The sequence below is a fragment of the Candidatus Clostridium radicumherbarum genome (genome assembly GCF_045310525.1).
Classification (GTDB): Bacteria; Bacillota; Clostridia; order Clostridiales; family Clostridiaceae; genus Clostridium_AT; species Clostridium_AT radicumherbarum.
This window is the reverse complement of sequence record NZ_JBJHZY010000001.1, coordinates 1,050,819-1,072,739: the sequence shown is the minus strand read 5'-3', so window position 1 is coordinate 1,072,739 and position 21,921 is coordinate 1,050,819. Positions and strand designations below refer to the sequence as shown.

Sequence of the window (21,921 nt, the reverse complement as noted above, 5' to 3'; positions counted from 1 at the left end):
GCTTTTCCCCCTATCTTGCGTGACTATCCCCTAAAAGTTTCTTAAAAGTTTTAAGAATAAGTGATATATCAACTAAAGTATTTCTTTCATCAACATATTTACAGTCAAGTTCCATCCAATCAATAAATCCTATATCATTTCTTCCTCTAACTTGCCAGTAACAAGTAAGGCCAGGTTTTACTTCTAATCTTTTTAGCATCCACTTTTCAAATTTGCAGACCTCACTTGGTAAACTTGGCCTTGGACCAACTAAGCTCATTTCTCCTTTTATTACATTAAAAAGCTGTGGTAGTTCATCTATACTAGTACCCCTAATAAATTTTCCTATTTTAGTTACTCTAGGATCTTCTTTAATTTTAAACATAGGTCCACTCATTTCATTTCTATGAATAAGTAAATGTTTTTCTTCTTCAGCATTGAATTTCATTGAACGGAACTTATACATTTTAAAAGATTTATGTGATCTACCAACCCTTTCTTGTGAAAAAATAACTGGTCCTTTAGAATCTATTTTTATTGCAAGCATTGTTATTAACATGAGTGGGGCAAATATTATCATTCCAATTACAGAACCACATAAGTCAATAATTCTCTTTAAAATATGATAGTATAAGGATTTATCATTAATTCTTAGATTATCGTTAGGTGCGATGGCTTCGTAATCATTTATGATCTTAATTTCTCTCACCCCTCACATATTATGTAATATAATATGAATAAAATGGCATCCATATGACTTATTTATAAATAAGTCATATGGATGCCATTCTACTTAATCTAATATAGAAGCTTCCCAATAATTGATAAATTTACGAAGCTTATTTGCAATATCACGATTTATTTCACCATTTTCAAATAGAAGCTGAACTTCCTTTCTTTGAACTTCTATAGCTTTAAATTGAAGCTTTCTTTTGATCTCATTAAATTGATCAAGATTATTTGGTAGGTCTCCTCTATGTAGCCTTGCGATAAGTTCATTATAATGTGAAATTAACTCAATGGAAGCTGCTTTATTTTCTTCATTTATTTTATCTCTAATAGCTATGATAACACCTTTATACACAGTTATCTGCGCAAGTTCTACTTCTTTAATTAATGAAAGGTTTGATTTTTTTCTTAAGGATAATAATTTTGAAACAAGCCTCTTAGCCGTTGAAACAGCTAATTTGAATCTATGTTTAAATCCGTCCTTTAGAATTGTTTCGGTGTGACTATAAAGCTCAACAAGTTCAAAATATACCTGCCTTGAGACTTGATCTGTTTCAAACAAATGTTCTATTTCTTTTTTTTCTGCCTCAAGCGCTTCTGTAAAGACATCTTTTTTTATTTCACTTAATTCCATGGTTAATTTAAACTTATTAGTGTTTCTATATCCATTTCTAATAAGTTTATTAAAGTTAGAAATCACATACATAGTAGCTTTTCTATTTTCATCATTCATTTCATCCCTTAGTACCTTAACCGAGGCTTCAATTACTTTTATAAGGGCTAAGTGTTCTAACTTATCAGTATTTTCTTTATTTATATGCTTTTCTTTTTTAGAAAGTAAAGGAAGTAAAACACTTGCTTCAATTAAGGTAAATAGTATAACTCCTGCTGATATAAAGATGATTAAATCACGCTGTGGAAATGCATTACCTCCTAGAATAACATAGGGAATTGAAAAGGCTGCTGCTAACGTTACAGATCCTCTAACACCAGAAATGGAGGTTAATACTGAAAATTTCAGTCTTGTTTTGCTAAACATTTCCTTTCTACTAAAGGTAAATTTGCCTTCATAAAAAATGTATACCCAAATAAATCTTATAATTATTAGAATAACTGAAATAGCTAATATATAGCCAAAAACCGTAAGGTTATCATATTTCTCGTCATAAAAAATCACTTTAATTACTGCAGGAATTTGCAATCCTAAAATTAAGAATACAAGTCCATTTAATATAAATATAATTACTGACCAGGTGCTTACTGAAACAACCTGTAATTTTGACATGAAAGATTCAGTACGTTCATGTTCGTATGCATGTACGATGCCGCCTGCTACCACTGCTAAAATACCAGAACCCCCTAACTCTTCAGCGGCCAAATAAAGGAAAAAAGGAGTTATGATTTGAATCAGCATTTGAACTGTAACATCTTCCATACCTAATCTTCTTATGAACCTTCGAAGCTTAATAACTAAAAAGGACAAAATTACACCTGCTAGCACTCCGCCTATTGCGATGAGGAAAAAACTAAAGGTTGCTTGAGTTAAAGAAAAAATTCCGCTTACTGTAGCAGCAACTGCAAATTTAAAGGCTACTAAGCCTGATGCATCATTAGTTAGGGCTTCTCCTTCTAAGAGATGCATAATATTTCCCGGTAAATTAATTCTTTTTGATAAAGATTGAACAGCAACTGCATCTGTTGGTGAAAGAATGGCAGCTAGTGCAAAGGAAGCTGATAAAGAAATAGAAGGTATCATTAAGTGAATAACATAGCCTAAAACGAATACGGTTACAAAAACTAACCCAAGTGACATGAGCAATATAGGTATTCTCTGATTCCAAAGTTCGTTTCTAGAAACTCTTTTTCCATCATTAAATAAAAGAGGGGCAATAAAAAGAACCAAAAATAGTTCTGGATTTAAAGGCATATGAATACCTAAAGGTAACACAGCCAAAAGCATTCCTAACGCAATTTGTATTAATGGAATAGGTACCATTGGTATAAACCTATTTAGAACATTAGAAATCCCAATACAAATTAAAAGAATTAACACTATGATAAATATTTCCAATAATCTATTACCTCGCCTTCTTTACAAGTATATGTATATTATAACATAATGGCAGCCACAAAAATTATTACTTATTTATGAACATATAAGTAATAATTTATGTGGCTGCCATTTATATTATTTACCTAGTCTAGCAAGCTCAACTGCTATTTTAGATCCAACTCTTGCATTGTTATAAACTAACTGAATATTTGACTCAAGGCTGTCTCCACCTGTAATTTCTTTAACCTTTGCAAGTAAGAAGGGGGTAGTTTCTTTTCCTTTTATTCCTTTTTCCTTAGCTTCCTTTAATGCACTTTCAATAGCATTATTTATTGTATCATAATCCATTTGGTCCTTTTCCGGTATTGGATTCGCAATAATCATTCCACCATTTAAGCCTAAATCCCACTTTGTTTTTATAGCCGCAGCCACTTCTTCAGGGCTATCAACTTTGTAATCTACACCGAAGCCGCTTTTTCTAGTATAAAAGGCTGGCATTTCCTCTGTACCAAAGCCTACTACAGGAACTCCATTAGTTTCAAGATATTCTAAAGTGAGTCCTATATCTAATATTGATTTTGCTCCTGCACATACAACAGCTACATTTGTGTGAGCAAGCTCCTGTAAATCTGCAGAGATATCGAAGGTTTCCTGTGCTCCTCTATGAACTCCGCCTATTCCTCCAGTTACAAATACCTTTACTCCTGCTAGGGCAGCTATTATCATGGTTGATGCAACTGTTGTAGCCCCATCTGCACCTTTTGCAATTATAAAAGGTATATCTCTTCTACTGGTCTTTATAACTTCTTTACCTTTACCTAAATATTCTATTTCTTCTCTAGTAAGACCTACCTTTAATCTGCCTTTTAAGATAGCTATTGTAGCTGGTATTGACCCGTTTTCTCTAACTATTCTCTCAGTTTCTAATGCAGTTTCAACATTTTTAGGATATGGCATGCCATGAGATATTATAGTAGACTCTAATGCAACCACTGGCTTGCCTTCCTTTAATGCCTTTTCAACCTCTGGATTAATGTCTAAATATTTTTCTAACATAATTCTCCTCCTTATCTTCCTTACACTGCACAAGTATTATCTTTTCCTGTGCTCCTTTTATTTTTTATTTATACTTGATGATTATAAATTATTAAAATACTGCCTGGGTTAGATTAAATTTAACTCTTGCATTTTAGAATTAACATTATTAGCTGACATGTTAGGATTTATGGTGTTTTCATGAGATAATGTAACTATAGAAGCACTCATTGCAAATCTAGCACTAAAATCAATATCAAATTGATTATAGTGACTATAAGCTAAAGCCGCTATAAAGGCATCACCTGCACCTGTTGCGTTAACTACTTCAATTTTAGGAGATTTCACAAGTTTGCAATTTGTTCCGTCATTATAAAATATACCTTGTTCTCCTAAGCTTATAAATACTTGTTTAACACCTTTATTTAAGAAATAAAATGATGCTTTTTTTAAATCATCCTCTGAATCAATTGAGATACCTGAAAGCATTTCAGCTTCAATTTTATTGGGCTTTATAGTATGAAAATAACCAATTAAATCTTTCACCTTCATAGCCTTTGTAGTCGATACTGTATCTAAAAAGAAATCTGTTTTCTTATTTGTAGTCAAGGCATATTCAATAACATCTCTTGGTATGTTTGTATCTATAACGCAAAGTTTTGAATTATCAATAATATAATTTTTATTCTTAATAAAATCAATGCTTAGACCGTCAAAAATATCCATATGTGCTATTCCTACAGACATATCTCCTGCTTCATCTAAAACTGCTAAATAAGTTGAGGTCTGTTGTCCCTTAAGTACAAGAGAATCTAGCATATCAAGGCCTATAATTCTAGCTTCATCCATAATTTTATTGCCGTAAACATCATCACCAACTGCACTTATAAGCTTAGTATGAAGTCCGAGCTTAACTAAATTTTCTGCAATATTTCTTCCTACTCCCCCCATGGAAATCTTTACTTTACCGGGGTTTGAATCCTTTGCTATAAGCTTCTTATCAGGAAATCCAACAATATCCATATTGGTTCCTCCGATAACAGTAACATAGGCTTCATCCCTTAAAATATAACCTTTCCCTAGTATGCAGCCTTTTTTTATGAGGTTAGTAATATGAACTGCTGCAGAGGATCTTGCTATTCCTAAAATATCTGCTAATTCATTTTGTGATATCATAGGATTCTTTCTAAGCACATCTAAAATTTCTTCTTCTCTATTTGTCACAAATTCACCTCCCAACATATGCTTATCATCTAAGCAATTGTTTATGTAAAAATAATAACACTAATATTTTATTTTTGCAATAGCTTTATAAAATATTAGTGTTATTATTTGTATTATTTTTAAGCAGTTTATAAATAGTCATAATAAAATTATTAATACCAGCTTAAGAAATTATATACTATGTATTAATTTTCTAAGCTTTTCTAAAGCATTAAATAATACACTTGTAGGACATGCTAAATTCATTCTTTCGAAGCCAATTCCCTCCTCCCCAAAGACATAACCTTCATCAAAGAATAGTTCCGCCTCATGTAATAGTGTTTCTAGCTTATCTTTATTAAATCCGAGCCCATTAAAATCCATCCATTGAAGGTAGGTTCCCTGTAGATCAAATACCTTAATTGATGGAATGTTCTCTTCAATATATTTTTTGAGCATCAGGTGATTTTCATTGATTACTTTTATAAGTTCTTTAAGCCAGCTTTCACCCTCATTATAAGCAATTTCACAGGCAATATAGCCTAATATATTTAATGATACAAAGGCATTTGACTGGGCTTCTTTAAGATAGGCCTCCCTTATTTGTTTGTTTGGAATTATTATATTAGACACCTGCAGTCCAGCTAAATTAAAGGTCTTACTAGGTGCTGTACAAATAATCATATTATTTGATAATTCTTCTGAAATTGTGGCAAATACCCTATGTTTATAACCAGGCATAATAATATCAAAATGTATCTCATCTGATATAATTAGGATATTATTTCTTAAACATATTTCTCCTACCCTTTCAAGTTCAGCTTTAGTCCAAACTCTTCCTATTGGGTTATGTGGACTACAAAAGAGTAGTATTTTTGCTTTGGGATTCTTTGCCCTTTTTTCTAGATCCTCAAAATCTATGTTATAGGTACCTTCCTTTTTTATAAGCTGATTTTTAATAATTGTTCTATTATTTCTTTCCATAGCCATATAAAATGGATAATAAACTGGGGTCATTATTATTATTCCATCCCCAGGCTCACTTAGAGCCTTAATTGCTGAAAAAAATGCAGGTACTACCCCAGGGGATTCCACTATCCATTCAGGCTTTATATCCCAATCATGCCTTCTCTTCATCCAGCTGCATACAGACCTAAAGTAGTTTTCTGTTGGCTCCGTATAGCCTAAAATAGCATTATCAAGATATGTCTTTAGCCCTTCATTAATTTCAGGTGCATTTTTAAACTCCATATCTGCAACGGAAAAAGGTACTGTCCCCTCTGATACCTTTGGGTTCCAAGTTTTCATAAGCTCCCACTTTGCTGAACCAGTATTAGTCCTATTTATGACTGTTTCAAAATCATATTTAATATTCTTCTCTTTCATAAGTATTCCCCCTATAAAAATTATCTATAATAAATATTTTATAGCAACTGCAATGATATTTCATCATCTCTTACTATTTCTTATTCAAAAAAAATCCCTATGGATATTGTTATTTATCCGTAGGGCTGTAATTTAAAATTCATAATATTAAAAGGTAGGTTTATTTTCTAAGTTATCTCCTTCTTCACCATTAGGGTTACTTCGTAAATATTCCCTGCCATTTTTAGCTTTACCAACATTAACTCCCTCAATGAGTCCATCTCTTGTCATCATAATAGCTTCATCTATTGAATACACATTTCCATTATCTAGCATCACATCTGTAATATCACCATCAGGATTTTTCTTTACCTTTTGTACCTTTGATTTATTATCCATTGCATAGCCTCCTTGTAATTTAATATTTGCCTATTTATAGTATTATTGGTTTTTTACTTATTTTTATTCCTGTTAAATTTATAAAAAATTAACACAATTCTTGTTGTAGCTGCATATCCACTGTGTTAACATAGGTATAATATTCTAATAAAACAATTATAAATTATAGTCATTGTAATTTAGGGGGCATTTTAAATTGAACTTTAAAAATATTTTAAACAAGCTTGCATATCAATTCAAGGATTCCTATGGCTTTGATAAACTCTCAAAATATCTTATTATTATAGGTGTTATTCTAACAACTGGAAAGTATACTGCAATTTTTGGTTATGTTATAGTTATTTACAGCCTTTGGAGAAGTATTTCAAAAAATAAATATAAAAGATATCAGGAACTAGCAGTATTTGAAAATTATCTTTCTATATTAAAGCAATGGTTTTATAGAACTAAAGCTTCTATTATGGACAATAGAAAATTCAAGGTATTTAAGTGCCCTAATTGTTCTCAAAAGCTTAGAGTTCCAAGAAAAAAGGGCAAAATCGTAATTACATGTAAAAAATGCGGAACAGAATTTAAAGGAAAGTCTTAGTGACTATAATTTTTTATTAATCAGTTGAGCCCATGAGACAACTTATTATGTCCATAGAGCTCTAACATAGTTAATCGTTGAACGTAAGAAAAGTATGCAATTAGTTTTGCATACTTTTTTATCGTGGCCTATCCTTTATTCTCTGCTGCAGTGTTTATGCACACATCTTTCAAATCCATTATTGAGCAGAACATTGTAAATTGTTTCTCCTGTTTTTATTTTTTTGCCGCAATAAGGGCAATCACTTTCAAACTGGGCAGTTTTAGCTTCAGAAACTCTTATTGGCTTCATATTTTCAATTTTTTGAAGACATTTCTCGATTCTATCCTTATTATCATTACATATTAAATAGCTTAGATAGTTTGATATACTTCCTCCAAACAGCTCCATAGATCTTTGCAGTGCTGCGTCAAGAACATAATCCTGAAGGCTTATTGTCTTCTTAATTGCCATACTACTTTTTACTCCTATTTACTTAGTCTTAATATCATAATATGCAAATGGAAGTAAAGTGTGCTATAAAATGCATAATATTAACCACTCATCTTAAACTGATTTTATTTATCCTCTAATTTCTTCAATTACCCCTTTATAATTTTTGATAATAAATTTTTAACAGTATCGCCAGCAAGTATTAACGTATTTTCACCATATAAGTTCTTCTTTACTAAGTTGATTAATGTCATCTTAAATTTCCCAAATGAGCTCAACTTCAAATCCCTTTATTTTTCTATACAGTTAACCACCTTATTTCATAAGGTTTTAAATTTATATCCATATAATTGTTTGTATTTATATAGAGTGTTGTTTTCTGTTCTGCATCTGAGTTGTTTATTACTGCTATGTTGCCCATATCAAGGTATGCTGCACATTCTGTATTGCTATTTGAAGTATACCAATTATAAATATCCTTTTCTTTAGAAGCAGACCAGTATATTGCTCTAAATAGAATTCTCACATTTTCTGGTGTATAAGGAAGCCCAGAAATATATACAGCTCTTCCGCTTCCAAATTCATTAACTGATAGGTTTATATCTCCCCTGTCCATAGAAAGAATTGTAGTGTTGTCTCCCACACTATAAACATCGCTCATGCCTTCACCAAAATTAATATGCTTTTCATTATCTTCTAATATGAAATGTTTATCTTCAAGTGCTTTGTCATGTCTTGTATAGCTTAAAGTGAAACCAATTTCTCTATCAACTCCTAAGACATCTGAAAGTTGAAAATGTCTTCCTTGATGTAAATAAGCCGTAGGTTCTCCTATTCCTATGAAGCCGCCTCCATTATAAACCCACTCTCTAATTTTTCCTGTAATCTCGTCATCAATCCAGTAGGTTCCTCCAGACCAAGCTGTACCAGCATCTCCAGCATTTATTATTACACCAATATCACTTGCAATACCTTTACATTTAATATCTTCAAAGCTTAGAAATTCCACATCTACAGGCATACCGCTTAAGCATTCTATTACCCCAACATAAGAATAGATTTTCTTATACCAAAGTGCATGGGCTACCATGTTAGTCTGCCAACTTCTAAGCTTACCCCAGGCATTTAATATAGCAACCTTAAATTTTGGTGTATATGGCTTTGTTCCTTTTATTTTATTATAAATTTCTCTAAATTCCTCTGTTATTTCTGCTACTTTGTCCACAAAATCCGGGAATTTTAATGCTAAACTTAAATATCCTCCATACCCCATTCTGTCAACAGGGTTTCTAAGTATTGCTCTTCTTGCTTGAACCCAATTTTCTACTGCTTCCTTAGTTGGATTTCCTCCCTCATGAAAGGTATCTGGGAAAAAGTATGGTAAAAATCTACCTTCTGTATACTTAACATGAGGAATATCAGAAATCATTCTAAGTGTAGCTCCACTTCCTACGGAACCTACTACTGAATCTAAACCTATGTTTTTAAAGTAATTACCATAAGGTTCAGTACCAATCCAGTTATCACCCAAGAACATCATAGCTTCCTTTCCATATTCATGACATAAATCTACACACTTTTTAGCATTTTCTGTTACAAACTTCTGAGCAAAATCCATCCAATCTAAAAAGCTTTTAGAAGGAACTCTAAATGGAGAATTATAGTAACCCTCATCTATAAAATCCTCTGCTCTAAGCTTATAACCATACACTCTTTCAAACTCATCAATAGCCTCTGGGCTTACACTAGCGCTGTACCCAAACCAATCAACGTATTTTTCCTTAGCCTTGTCATTATAGGCTATTGTAAAATGATAAAAGAAGGTTGTAAACCTAACTACATCTACACTTGGATTTTCCTTAAGCCAATTTCCCAAATAGCTTAATATATGGTCTCGAGTTTCCTTATGAAATACGTCATAGCCCATATGTGGGGGTGTAGTCCAATTATTGGTTAAGTGATTATACATATGTGTTGTATCCCATATTTGATATGCTAAAAAGCTCACTGTATATCTGTGCCATTTATGAGCGTCCTTTATAACAACTGTTCCCTTCTCTTTATTAAATTTCCAAACATCATTGTCAACTACCTTACCAGTGGTTCTATCAATAACTTCCCAATACCTATTACAATCATGCTTTTTATCTATATCAAATTGTCTGCGAAAAAATCCATCTAATAAATCAATTTCTAAAACTTCTGAAACTGCAATATTATGTTTTGACATAAGGTATTGCATTTGTAATTGATCCATATGGTTTCTTGCCCACTTCTGGTCATTTCTAGCAGTTAAATAAGTTGTATATACTTTAACTGCCATTTCCATCAATTCTTTAGAAAGCTCTGTACCATCACTGTTTCTTATAGCATCTGCTCCCCATTTATTGATCATCTCATGTACTTCTTTATCTATACCAACCTCAACGGGCAGTGTAACCCTTCCATCTTTTGATATCTCCATTTTTCTCTCCTCCTGTTACTAATTGCTTAAACATATTTTTTATTATATAAATACAGCTCCACTATAATCATGGCAAGACCAACTAACATGATTAATAATCCAAAATAGCCTTTTATTGTCTGTCCTTCAATTATTAAAAAAACTGAAAAGATAAAGATTAAAAACATAATTAGTATTTTAAACTTATTCATTCCTATTACTCCTTTACTCCACCAAGAGTCATTCCTTGAGTTAGCTTCTTTTGTACTAATATATATAAAATTAAAGTTGGGAGCATAACTAATACTAAACCTGCATACATTTGTCCATAATTTGCTGCAGCCCTTTGAGACTGCATCAAATTTATTAAACCTACTGGCAGTGTTTTCGAAATCCCTGGCATTAATGTTAAAGCAATTATATATTCATTCCAAAAGGATAGAAAATTAAATAGAATAACTGTTATTATGCTAGGCTTAGCCATAGGAATCATAATACTTAACATTGTTCTAAAATATCCATCACCATCTATAAAAGCTGCTTCTTCATAGGTTTTTGAAATACTTCTGAAAAAGTTAGATATTAGATAAACAGTAAAAGGTATTGCTGTAGAAGCATAAACTAGAGCCAACACAAAAATATTATCTAAAAATATGCCTTTCCCAAATACTTGCATAAGCTTTTGGTCAAAGCCTAAAAGCATTAAAAATATTGGAACTACAATATAATTTACATTTATAAATAACCCCGCCATAAAAAGTGTATTTATAAATTTTCTTCCTTTAAATTTAAATCTTGCTAAAACGTAGGCTGCAGGAATAGCAACAATCAATAAAATTATCAAAGCTACTGCAGTGACTACAACAGAATTAAGAAAATACTGTCCCATATTAGCTTTTTCAATTGCATCTATAAAATTTTGAAAATAGAATCCTTTTGGAAGACTCCAAGGATTACCATAAAACTCGGAATTTTGTTTTATGGATGCAAGTAAAACCCATAATACTGGAACTAATATACTAATAGCTAAAGCAATGAGGGCTACATATATAAAAAATTTATAAACTTTGTCTACTTTCAGCATTTTATCTCTTTTATTCATAAACACCATCCTTTAAAACTGCAGTACTTCACGTTCTGTGGCTTTGCTTATAATTGCCGATAATAAGAATGAGAATAAGAAAACTACAACTCCTATTGCCATTCCATAGCCATAGCTTGCATTATCATAGGCTTGTTTGTACATATAGCTTAAAAATACTTCTGAAGCACCATCCGGCCCTCCGCTTGTCATTACCTTTATAAATAAAAAGCTTAGATTAATAGAGCTTATTACAAAAAAGGTTAATGAAGTCCTAATAGTATCCCAAAGTAAAGGCAATGTGATTTCAAAAAACTGCCTAACCTTACTTGCTCCATCCAAATCTGCTGCTTCATACAGATGAACAGGTATGGAGCTCATACTTGCCATATAAATAACCATATAATAACCAATAGCCTGCCAAATCATTGCACCTACTATGGAATAGACTACAATTCTTTGGTTCCCAAGATATTGTATGTTTTCCCAGTTTTTCGAACTAAATATTCTAAGAAAACTATTTAAAAGCCCTTGACTTGGATCGTATATTGCTGAAAATATAGCTGATATTACAGCAACAGATAAAATATTTGGAATATAAAATATTACTCTGAAAAAATTCTGACCCTTCATTTCTTCTCTAACTAGAATTGACGCAAATAATATTGCAAGTGCCATAGTTATTATTGTAACTATAACAATAATAAAAATTGTGTTTTGAAAGGCTCTAATAAAGTTATCATCATTCATAAGCATTTTAAAATTATTAAGGCCTACAAATCTTTTTTCTGAAGATAGTCCTCCCCACTTATAAAGTGACATACCAAATACACTTAAAGTTGGATATATCATGAAAACTGAGAATAAAATAATTGCTGGAGTTAAACAGATAAATATAAATGTTTTCAAGCCTCTATTATTCAACAAAATTTCCTCCTTTTTATATAAGTTTTTCATTTAATTTAGTATGTTTTTTAAGTTTCTATATAAACATCTTTAGTGTTATTTTCTAACTAATAATCAATCTATTAGACAGAAATGGTGGATATGTTACCCACCATTTCTTCTTAGTGTTTTAACAACTTATTTAGTTTCCATAGCCTTTTTAATCTTACCTGCTGCATCAACAACAGCTTTTTGCCATTGATCTACGGTCTTATTGCCTGAAACAACTGAGTTAACAGTTCCAAAGAGAATTCCGTCTGCACTTGTAAGGTCTACTCCCTCTACTGGAGTAGCTGCTGCAAAACCACCCATAGCTGCTTTAGTACCATTATCATATACTGAGTAATATAACTTATTTGGATCATCAGCTTTCATAATCTTTGAAATTCCATTTATAGGTTGAACTGCATTTCCCTTTTCATATATAATTTTTGCTGCTTCATCAGAATACATATAGGCCATAAATTTCTTAGCTAAATCAACATTTTTTGCACCATTTGGTATATACATCTGTTCAAAGAAAGTATAAGAATAGGAGTCTCCACTTGCAGTTACTTTTGGAAGAGCTGTGAATCCCCACTCAAATCCGTTGGCTCTTGGAGCGTTCTTCATTTCTCCTGGCAGCCAAGTTCCATTAGGTACAAATAAAGCTTTATTGTCAAGTATTAATTGCTGATTCTTTGTAAACCCTTCTTTGTTTGCATTTGCAACTGTGTCTTTTTGAACATACTTAGCAAGCTTTCCTACTAGTTCAAAGGCTTTTGTAGCTTCAGGGCTTGACCAAGCCGATGGATCATAATTCATTGCTTTATTAAATAAGTCAGATCCTCCTACTTCATTTAATAGTGCATAGTAGAATGCATCAAAATATCCTGTTGTAGGATAAGTAAATAATGCTATACCATCCTTCTTAGCTGTTTCACCAAGTGCTAATAGTTCATCCCATGTTTTTGGAAGCGGATACTTTTTGCCATCTCCAACTAGCGCTTTATTATAGAAAAGGCCACAAGGAGAATAGAATAATGGTGCCAAATAAGTCTTTCCATCTCCATAAGGATTTGTTATCAAGGTGTTTAAAAATCCTGGTATAATCTTATCTTTAACCTTAACATTTTCTCCAGGCACTTGCATGTTGAAAACATCTGATATGTCTTGTATGGATTTTTCTTTTATTAAAGTGTCTGTTAATTTACCTTCTGCTCCAACAGATAAGTAAATTATATCTGGAACATTTTTTGCTTGAATTTGAGGTCTTAAAACATCTGCAATGTTCTTTTCTAGAGTTAACTCTACCTTAACTCCTGGGTTTGCAGCCTCGAATTTAGAGGCTAATTCCTTCCAGTGCTCTACCCCATAGCCACCATTTAAACCAGCTATTTTTAGCACTTTTCCTTCTGTTGGTTTAGTGTCTGTTGATGAAGTTTTAGTTGAACAAGCAGATAGTGATACAAGTAGACAAAGCGAAGTAGATAGCGCTAATAACCTTTTTATTTTCATTTTTATTCCCCCTATTTATAAATCGACTACACCTTAAGTATAAAATATGTTGCAATCCTTTTCTATCATTATATTGCTTGCTTTTTTAGATATATTGCATTGATTTGCATATAATAAAGCAATATAATTAAATTATTGTCATACAATTAATGGGGGATATAATTATGTCAAATACCTTATTTGAGTTTAAATTAAATGAGATAAATGAAATAGATAAAATACATGTTAAATTTCTTTATATTGCAAAAGCAAAGTATGAAGAGGACTGGCACAGTACCATGCATACTCACTCTTTTACAGAGCTATTTTATGTAGTTAATGGCAGCGGAAGCTTTAAAATAGAAACTAATGAGTTTACTGTAAAAGAAAATGATTTAGTAATTGTAAATCCACACGTAGCTCACACTGAATCCTCCAAAGATTCCAATCCCCTAGAATATATTGTTATTGGCTTGGATGGATTGTCCCTTATGATTGACAGTACTGAAGATGAGTCTAGGGAGATAAATTCTTATAGCATATACAATTATAGTAGATACAAACATGAAGTTTTATCTTATATGAATAACCTTTTATATGAAGTTCAACAAAAGGATCAATACTACGAAGCAATTTGTCAAAATCTATTAGAAGTTCTAATTTTTAATGTAAAAAGAAGAACAAAATCAAATTTGGTACTCTCACCTACTAAGGATATTAATAAAGAATGTGCCTTTATAAAAAACTACATAGATGTTCACTATTCCTCAGACTTAAACTTAGATAATTTAGCTTCAATTACTCACATGAATAAATATTATTTAATACATGTTTTTAGAAAATTTATGTTGACTTCACCTATTGACTATCTTATTGAAAAAAGAACCACTGTATCAAAATTTTTATTAGAAACTACTGAATATTCCATGGAGCAAATCTCTGAAATAGTTGGTTTTACAAGCCAATCATATTTCAACCAAACCTTTAAGAAAAGAGTTGGAATGAGCCCAACAAAGTACAGAAATTTATATAATACTAAAAAAAATAAAAACAGCAGCTAATGCAACTACACCTCCAAAAAAGGTGAAGCTTTACATCAACTGCTACTATAAATATTTAATCCTAATATAATTCTTAATCTTTTCGAATATTTTTATATATCCATGATTTTTTACAAATTTTCCTTTAATTTCTTCAATTGCCCTAGAACCTTATAATACTCCGCATCAAGTTCTTCAATTATATCATTTCTACCTGGCATGGAAAGTTTACTTATAAGCTCCGAAAGCCTATTTTCAAGCACAAGAATTTGCTTTTCTATTTCATCCTTACTCGCATCCTTATTACTCTTTTTATCCATATATTCTTCATAAGTTCCTCTGAAAGTAGTTAAGCCGCCTTCTTTGATTTCTATTATATAATTTGCAATATTTCTAACAAAGCTTCTGTCGTGAGAAACAAACAAAAGTGTTTTATCATAATCTTTCAGGGCTTTTTCTAAAGCTTCCATAGAATTTATATCAAGATAATTAGTTGGTTCATCCAATATTAATAGATTTACATCACTTAACAATAACATTGCCAAGGAAGCCTTTACTTTTTCTCCACCGCTTAGTACACTTACTTTCTTGTAAACTTCCTCTCTCTTAAATAAAAGTCTTGCAAGCAGTATTCTAGCAAAGGTTTCATCATATATACTGTTTTTCATAACATTTTCAAGTATGCTTAATTCCTCATTTAAATTATCCATATCTTGACTGAAGTAACCTATCTTTACTCCTTGTGATAATGTAATAACTGCATCCTTACTCATTATCATTTTAATGAGAGTTGTTTTACCGCTTCCATTAGGTCCAATAAGTGCTGTTTTTGATCCGTTGTTTATATCAAACTCTGCAGCATTAAAGATAATCTTGTTTTCAAAAAATTTATTAACATCTCTGCCTGAAATAATTATTTTTCCATAAAGCTTACTGCTGTTTTCTATTTCTAGCTTAATCCTCTGAAGCTCCTTTGGCTTTTTCTTTTCCTCAAGATGTTCTATTCTAGCCTCAATGTTTCCTACTGCCCTATCTAAATTTGCTTTTGCCTTTTGATTTCCCATCTTGTGAAGCCTTGCTTCAGAATTGCCCATTCTAGCTGGAGCTTTTCTTATAGCTTTTATCTTATCTTTTGATTCTTCAATAGCAGCATAAAGTCTTCTTTTTTCCCTTTCATATTGCTCATACTCAAAAAGCTCTCTTTCCTTTTCCATATCCTTTTGCTGTTTATAGCTTGCATAATTGCCATTGTAAATTTTTAACTTTCCATTCTCTAGCTCTATTATTTTATTACATAGGGTATCAAGAAAATCTCTATCATGAGATATAATTACAAGGGCACCCCTAAACCCCTTTAGTTTATTTTCAAGTAACTCTATGCCTTCTACGTCAAGGTTGCTAGTTGGTTCATCTGCAAATATTATATTACTTTCTTTTGTGAAACACTTTGCTATTTTATATCTAGTTTTTTCACCGCCACTTAGATGCTCCTTCCAAACTTCACTTGAGCCAAATTTATTAGCAATTTCTAAGCTAATTTTGTCATAGCTTTCATGATCAAGCTGTGATATATAGCTATAGCTTCCCTTCCTATTTACCCATCCATCATATTCATTGTCTATGCCGCTAAGAATATGAATTAACGTAGTTTTTCCAGCTCCGTTTAAACCCACTATACCTATTCTATCTTTGTCATATATTTTTAAGCTTTCTATATCCAGTATAGTTTTATCTCCATAATATTTTTTTATATTTCTACATTCAATTAATTGCATAAAAAACCTCCTTAAGCCTAAGCCTAGAGAGGATAATAATTACTATAAGAAAAATTTACATATAAAGCTCAAGCAAAAAACACCTAAAGAGAAAGCTTTATTTCTACTTATAGACCATGCTTATTGCCTTTGCTATAAATTTAAGGTATGCATTTACAGTAAATTAATAATCCACTCACCGGTTAGATATAAATGTATTGCAAAAAATCCTCTAATTGAAGATATTTTTTGTATAATTTAATAATCCTTGAAAGTGAATTAAATTCTCATTTGCTGCAAATACCTTTTCCTTTCTTATTTTTTACTTCATTATATTATGTAAAATATGTATTGTCAATAATTGCTTGTAATATTGTATAAATATATACATAATTTTGAAATCAATGATATAATTAGAATTACAAAGCTTATTATAACCCCAAACCGGACTCTATATTAAGAGTTATGATGCTTTATAAACCATTGGATAAACCTATAAAGATAGAAGAACAGGAACTAAAGCCATTTGAAAGAAAAGGATTCACAGTTATTGAATGGGATGGAACTGAAGTAAGATAGCTTATGAATAATATTCTTAAACTAATTAAAGGAAATCAAGGCTTCCCTTAATTAGTTTTATATTTTCAACACTATTCTAAAAGATAGCCTATTATTTTAGTGCAACATCAAATGTAAATGGGATGAAGTGTAAATTGTGATTGTCCGATTCACCTTCAAATATTATCTTTAAATTTTCTCCATCTGCTTGTATTGGCTCATATATTAAAACACCCTTTTGATTAACTCCCGGTAAAATATCGCTATCTATCTCTGGAATTTCTTCATCCACGTTACTTAATTTTTTTAATTCTTTATCACCTTGCATTACTTTTGCATTTAAGCTGTTAAACCTAATTTTGTCTTTAGTGGTATTATTAATGTTTATGAATAGTCTTGTTTCTTTCTTTGCCACTTCAATTTTATTAAGGTTTAATATATACCCATTTTGACTTATTTCCTTATTTACTTGGATAGTCTTTATAGCTGGTGCAAATGCTGGTGTATAGGCAAACTTTTCAATTTCACTTGCTGCGATTGAAGGTGCAGTATCTGATTTACTAAAATATTTTTCACCTCCAAATTTTCCTACAACTCCATACACTTCAATAATATCCCCATTTTTCACAACAAGTTGAGTGTCACTAATTCCTATCTTTATTACTTTGCTATGATCATCATTAGCATAAGCTTCAAAATAAGCTCCTTTATCATCCTTTACAGGTTCAGTAAATATTCTCGCAAAAAAATTAACCCTTCTTCCTTCAAACTTACTAGGATTTGAATACAATTGAGCAAATTCGGAATCTGAAAGCGGTGTTGTATTTGCAGAATTAGAATTATTTGAAGTTGAGCTATTTACATCACATCCAGTTAAAGCTAGTATAGTTATAATAAAAATAATAACTAAAAATTTAGTTTTTTTAAACATAAAATCCCACCTTATTATTATTTTGTCTATATATTTCTACAAACTTCTTAAAATTCCTTTTTACACCGATATATAGGCTTATTCATTTTCTTCGAAGAATGTTCAAAATAATAAGTGGTTTCAAATAGCTACTATGAAAATTATTAATTTACAACCAATTTTATATCATTATTAAACAATAAAAATTAAATATATAAGAAGGTGTTTTTTGTGAGTATTGATAAGTTAATAAGTATTTTAAGAGAAAGTACAAATATTGTTTTTTTCGGAGGTGCAGGCGTTAGTACTGAGTCTAAAATTCCAGACTTTAGAAGCTCAAATGGGTTATTTAATGAAAATTTAAACATTACATTTACTCCTGAACAATTGGTTTCGCATTCTTTTTATATTAAATATCCAGAAGAGTTTTTTAAATTTTACAAGTCAAAGCTTATATACCCAGATGCTAAACCAAATAATGGACATAATGCATTAGCTAAGCTTGAACAGATGGGCAAATTAAAAGCTATAATAACTCAAAACATAGATGGGCTTCATCAAATGGCAGGAAGTAAAAATGTTTTTGAGCTACATGGATCTGTTCACAGAAATCATTGTATTAAATGTCATGCCTTTTATGATACAAAATTTATTTTAGAATCTGAAGGAGTTCCTTTCTGTAATAAGTGTGGTGGCCCAGTTAAGCCAGATGTGGTTCTTTATGAGGAAAGTTTAGATAACAATATAATTAGAGGTGCAATAGATGCAATTTCTCAAGCAGACACTCTAATTATTGGTGGAACTTCACTTGTAGTTTATCCCGCCGCTGGACTTATAGATTATTTTAAAGGTAAAAACCTTATTTTAATAAATAAAAGTTCTACTTCTGCGGATTCTAAGGCTACATTAGTAATTAATGACTTCATTGGAAAAGTATTAAGTGAAGCTGTAAGTTCTCTCTTTTAGTTTTTATAACATATTTCTAAAAATTAAAAACAAACTATATATAAATAGCTTTTTTATTATACTTTAACAGGGAGGTTATGATTTTGAATAAGAAAAATTTATCTGAAGATAAACTTAGAGGTGTAGTTGACGGTTTTAGTTTAGATGAAAAGTCTACTAAAACTAATAAAAACGGCTATATGACTACAGATCAAGGTGTATACTCCACTCCTGATTATGCTCTAAATAATACAAAAAAAGATAATAAGATAATCAAAGGAAGAATTAAGGAAACAAGTGCCTTTAATATTATTCAAGCAAATGATATTGATGATATTTCTTGGTCAAACAATAATTTTGATCATTCCAAGTTAAATAACGAAACAAATAGTAAAAAATAATAATTGACACGAGCTGACTACAAGTGTAATATATAATTAGATTACACTTGTAGGGAGATGTTATTACATGAATTCAAACTGCCGTATTTCTGATTCAGAATGGCAAGTAATGAAGGTACTTTGGCAAGAATCACCATGTACAGCTTCATTAATTATTGAAAATTTAAAACCTAATACTAGTTGGAGCCCTAAAACCATACAGACCTTAATCGCCAGATTAGTAAAAAAAGGTGCTCTTGGAGTAAACAAAGAATCTAGTTTAAATCAATATTATCCCTTAGTTCTGCAGGAAGACTGTATGAGGGAAGAAACTAATTCCTTCTTGCAAAGGGTCTATGGGGGTTCACTTCAACTTCTACTATCAAACTTTGTTAAGAATGAAAATTTATCAAAAAAGGAAATAGAAGAACTTAAGAAATTACTAGATGAAAAAATGAAATAGTGGAGGGGAAAAAAATGAATTTAGCTAAACTCTTTTACTACATTTTTTCATTGTCTATTATGGGCAGCATACTTACCATAGGACTTATAATTGTTAAGGGTTTATTTAAAGATAAGCTTAGCGCTAATTTCCATTACTATATTTGGTTTCTTCTTATTATAAGGCTTATTATTCCATATTTACCCTCAGCAGATTTCAATATTATTAATTTTATTCCAACCTATAATCATAATACTGTTATTGAGCTTCAACAGCCTTCAACTTCAGGTACTACTGAAAAAACTTCGCCGTTTTATTCTGCCACTAATAAAGATAATTTAACCACTAAATCAAGTACACCAGCTTTAAGCAGCAAGGATAATTCATGGCAAGTTTCTACGTTAAAAAATTTGATTACTTTTAAAACTTTATCATTAATATGGCTAGTTGGTGTCATTGTTACTTTTTCATACATTCTCTTGGTCAATGGAATACTTTTATTTAGATCTAAAAAACTTGAAGTTTGTCAAAGTAAAGATATCTTGCAAATACTTGAAGAATGCAAATCTATTTTAAAGTTCAATCCAAGAGTTAGCCTCGTATATGATGATGCAATTAAATCACCTGCAATTTTTGGGTTATTTCCCCCAAAAATAAGTATTTCTAAGAAGATAATAAGTAAGTTAGCACCTGAGGAACTTCGTTATATTCTGCTACATGAGCTTAGTCATTTAAAGCGAGAAGATTTATTCGTTAATGCTTTAGTACTTTCACTACAATCTATATATTGGTTTAACCCTTTAATTTGGTATGCATTGCATCAAATGAAGCAGGACTGTGAAATAGCTTGTGATGCCAATGTTATAACAACATTAAAGACAGAAGACCATAAAAATTATGGGATGACCATTATCAAATTATTACAACTACTTTCGGAGCCGAATTGGACTCCAGGTACCCTTGGTTTTATAAGTAGATTTAATAAAAGGAGAATTGTTATGATTTCAAGCTATAAGAAAGCAACAATAAAATGGACTGCAGCGGCAATAGCCTTAACACTTCTAGCAGGTTGTTCAAGTTTAAATAATCCTGTTAAATCCACTATATCCGCCCCAAATCAAAATGAGGCTTCAAATAATGGTCAGACTAATAATAATTCCAATTCAGGTTCAAATGCAACCTCACAAGGCTCAGCCACTATTTCAAATGCAGCTTCACAAGGCATAGGAACAGTTTCCTATAGCGATAAAATATATGGCTTCAGCTTTTCCTTACCTGCAGAATGGAAAGGCTTTTCAATAGTGAACAGCATGTGGGAGGGTTCATCTCTTACTGGAGATACTAGTAAGATAACTCAAACCGGACCAATGATTTCTCTTAGAAACCCAAAATGGACCTCAAAAGCACCAATGCAGGATATTCCAATTATGATATTTACCATTAATCAATGGAACTCCCTTCAAAAGGATGAATTCCATATTGGAGCAGCACCTGTAAATCCTAGTGAATTAGGCCGTAATAATAAATATGTGTTTGCACTTCCAGCACGCTATAACTTTGCCTTTCTGCCAGGTTATGAAGAAGTTGAAACAATTTTAAAAGGCAAGCCTTTAAAGACTACTAATATCGATAATGAGGTACCTGATTCTATAACATTAATTTTATCTAATATAATGTTATTAGGTAAACAAGGGAAAGTAATTAACAGTGATTTTTTAGTAAAAATAAATAATATTGAAGATGTAGAAAAAGAATGGGGAAAAGCCGATAAAACAGATTGGGTGGCAGCTGCTAAAGGCTCATATGCCACCTATAAAAGCTATAATATTGTGTTTGGTTTAAACAAAGGAAATCAAATCTTTGAAATCCGTACCTACGACAATATACTTAGGAGTATAACTCTTTCAAAAACAAAGGCAGTACTAGGAACTCCAGCTTATGATGCAAAAAGCAATAGCGAAGAAATTATTGGTTACGTGGCAAGTCCGGATTTTAAAATTGAAATGGTATTTCCAGCGCCTAGTAAGAATAATCCTGATCCAGTAATGGATCACTATAATGTACTCTATCCAGCAGGCACAGTAAATTCCATGAGTAATGATCCAGGCAGACAGTGGTAGTAATGAAGATAATATTAGATCATTTCTTTTCTAAAACTTCACA

Annotated in this window: 20 protein-coding genes; 6 read left to right on the top strand and 14 right to left on the bottom strand. The window is 31.3% G+C overall.

Features of this window, described 5'->3' with window-relative positions:
* Nucleotides 1–10: 10 nt before the first annotated feature.
* The 6 genes from ACJDUH_RS05170 to ACJDUH_RS05145 form a co-directional block, all read right to left on the bottom strand.
* Nucleotides 11–652: a sugar transferase gene (locus tag ACJDUH_RS05170; protein WP_406765014.1), complete on the bottom strand. Its 642-nt coding sequence runs from the start codon at nt 650–652 to the stop codon at nt 11–13.
* 120 nt (nt 653–772) lie between these two features.
* Nucleotides 773–2,761, bottom strand: coding sequence for a Na+/H+ antiporter (locus ACJDUH_RS05165; RefSeq protein ID WP_406764089.1), 1,989 nt, complete (start codon nt 2,759–2,761; stop codon nt 773–775).
* A gap of 135 nt (nt 2,762–2,896) precedes the next feature.
* A complete protein-coding gene (locus ACJDUH_RS05160) occupies nt 2,897–3,817 on the bottom strand; it encodes a pseudouridine-5'-phosphate glycosidase (protein ID WP_406764088.1) in 921 nt (306 codons plus the stop codon).
* Nucleotides 3,818–3,925: 108 nt separating this feature from the next.
* Nucleotides 3,926–5,020, bottom strand: coding sequence for a PfkB family carbohydrate kinase (locus ACJDUH_RS05155; protein WP_406764087.1), 1,095 nt, complete (start codon nt 5,018–5,020; stop codon nt 3,926–3,928).
* 171 nt (nt 5,021–5,191) lie between these two features.
* Nucleotides 5,192–6,385, bottom strand: a complete 1,194-nt coding sequence (locus ACJDUH_RS05150; RefSeq protein WP_406764086.1) for a MalY/PatB family protein — start codon at nt 6,383–6,385, stop codon at nt 5,192–5,194.
* Between the two features lie 147 nt (nt 6,386–6,532).
* Nucleotides 6,533–6,763, bottom strand: a complete 231-nt coding sequence (locus ACJDUH_RS05145) for a DUF3892 domain-containing protein (protein WP_406764085.1) — start codon at nt 6,761–6,763, stop codon at nt 6,533–6,535.
* A gap of 196 nt (nt 6,764–6,959) precedes the next feature.
* Here ACJDUH_RS05145 and ACJDUH_RS05140 point away from each other — a divergent pair, with 196 nt between their 5' ends.
* Nucleotides 6,960–7,352, top strand: a complete 393-nt coding sequence (locus ACJDUH_RS05140; RefSeq protein ID WP_406764084.1) for a hypothetical protein — start codon at nt 6,960–6,962, stop codon at nt 7,350–7,352.
* A 135-nt stretch (nt 7,353–7,487) separates the two neighbouring features.
* On the opposite strand, the gene ACJDUH_RS05135 is transcribed toward ACJDUH_RS05140, so the two are convergent.
* From ACJDUH_RS05135 to ACJDUH_RS05110, 6 genes are all read right to left on the bottom strand, one after another.
* Nucleotides 7,488–7,805 carry a hypothetical protein gene (locus tag ACJDUH_RS05135; protein WP_406764083.1) on the bottom strand — a complete coding sequence of 106 codons (318 nt, stop codon included), beginning with the start codon at nt 7,803–7,805 and terminating at the stop codon, nt 7,488–7,490.
* A gap of 277 nt (nt 7,806–8,082) precedes the next feature.
* Nucleotides 8,083–10,248, bottom strand: coding sequence for a 1,3-beta-galactosyl-N-acetylhexosamine phosphorylase (gnpA, locus tag ACJDUH_RS05130; RefSeq protein ID WP_406764082.1), 2,166 nt, complete (start codon nt 10,246–10,248; stop codon nt 8,083–8,085).
* A 26-nt stretch (nt 10,249–10,274) separates the two neighbouring features.
* Nucleotides 10,275–10,439 (bottom strand): DUF6903 family protein, encoded by a 165-nt coding sequence (locus tag ACJDUH_RS05125; protein ID WP_406764081.1) that lies wholly within the window; start codon nt 10,437–10,439, stop codon nt 10,275–10,277.
* Between the two features lie 5 nt (nt 10,440–10,444).
* Nucleotides 10,445–11,329, bottom strand: a complete 885-nt coding sequence (locus ACJDUH_RS05120) for a carbohydrate ABC transporter permease (RefSeq protein WP_406764080.1) — start codon at nt 11,327–11,329, stop codon at nt 10,445–10,447.
* 12 nt (nt 11,330–11,341) lie between these two features.
* Entirely contained in the window at nt 11,342–12,232 is an 891-nt protein-coding gene (locus tag ACJDUH_RS05115; RefSeq protein WP_406765013.1) for a carbohydrate ABC transporter permease, read from the bottom strand.
* Nucleotides 12,233–12,391: 159 nt separating this feature from the next.
* Nucleotides 12,392–13,750 carry a carbohydrate ABC transporter substrate-binding protein gene (locus ACJDUH_RS05110; RefSeq protein WP_406764079.1) on the bottom strand — a complete coding sequence of 453 codons (1,359 nt, stop codon included), beginning with the start codon at nt 13,748–13,750 and terminating at the stop codon, nt 12,392–12,394.
* A gap of 164 nt (nt 13,751–13,914) precedes the next feature.
* Here ACJDUH_RS05110 and ACJDUH_RS05105 point away from each other — a divergent pair, with 164 nt between their 5' ends.
* Nucleotides 13,915–14,790, top strand: a complete 876-nt coding sequence (locus ACJDUH_RS05105) for an AraC family transcriptional regulator (RefSeq protein WP_406764078.1) — start codon at nt 13,915–13,917, stop codon at nt 14,788–14,790.
* A 110-nt stretch (nt 14,791–14,900) separates the two neighbouring features.
* Here the strand turns inward: ACJDUH_RS05105 and abc-f are convergent, their stop codons facing one another.
* Nucleotides 14,901–16,544 (bottom strand): ribosomal protection-like ABC-F family protein, encoded by a 1,644-nt coding sequence (abc-f, locus tag ACJDUH_RS05100; protein WP_406764077.1) that lies wholly within the window; start codon nt 16,542–16,544, stop codon nt 14,901–14,903.
* A 649-nt stretch (nt 16,545–17,193) separates the two neighbouring features.
* A complete protein-coding gene (locus tag ACJDUH_RS05095; RefSeq protein ID WP_406764076.1) occupies nt 17,194–18,012 on the bottom strand; it encodes a DUF4352 domain-containing protein in 819 nt (272 codons plus the stop codon).
* Between the two features lie 210 nt (nt 18,013–18,222).
* Between ACJDUH_RS05095 and ACJDUH_RS05090 the strand changes: the two genes are divergently transcribed.
* The 4 genes from ACJDUH_RS05090 to ACJDUH_RS05075 all read left to right on the top strand — a co-directional run bounded on the left by ACJDUH_RS05090 (nt 18,223) and on the right by ACJDUH_RS05075 (nt 21,878).
* A complete protein-coding gene (locus ACJDUH_RS05090) occupies nt 18,223–18,957 on the top strand; it encodes an NAD-dependent protein deacylase (protein WP_406764075.1) in 735 nt (244 codons plus the stop codon).
* 83 nt (nt 18,958–19,040) lie between these two features.
* On the top strand, nt 19,041–19,337 hold the full coding sequence (locus ACJDUH_RS05085; protein ID WP_406764074.1) for a hypothetical protein: 297 nt from the start codon (nt 19,041–19,043) through the stop codon (nt 19,335–19,337).
* A gap of 67 nt (nt 19,338–19,404) precedes the next feature.
* A complete protein-coding gene (locus tag ACJDUH_RS05080) occupies nt 19,405–19,779 on the top strand; it encodes a BlaI/MecI/CopY family transcriptional regulator (protein ID WP_406764073.1) in 375 nt (124 codons plus the stop codon).
* A 14-nt stretch (nt 19,780–19,793) separates the two neighbouring features.
* On the top strand, nt 19,794–21,878 hold the full coding sequence (locus ACJDUH_RS05075; RefSeq protein WP_406764072.1) for a M56 family metallopeptidase: 2,085 nt from the start codon (nt 19,794–19,796) through the stop codon (nt 21,876–21,878).
* Nucleotides 21,879–21,921: the final 43 nt, after the last annotated feature.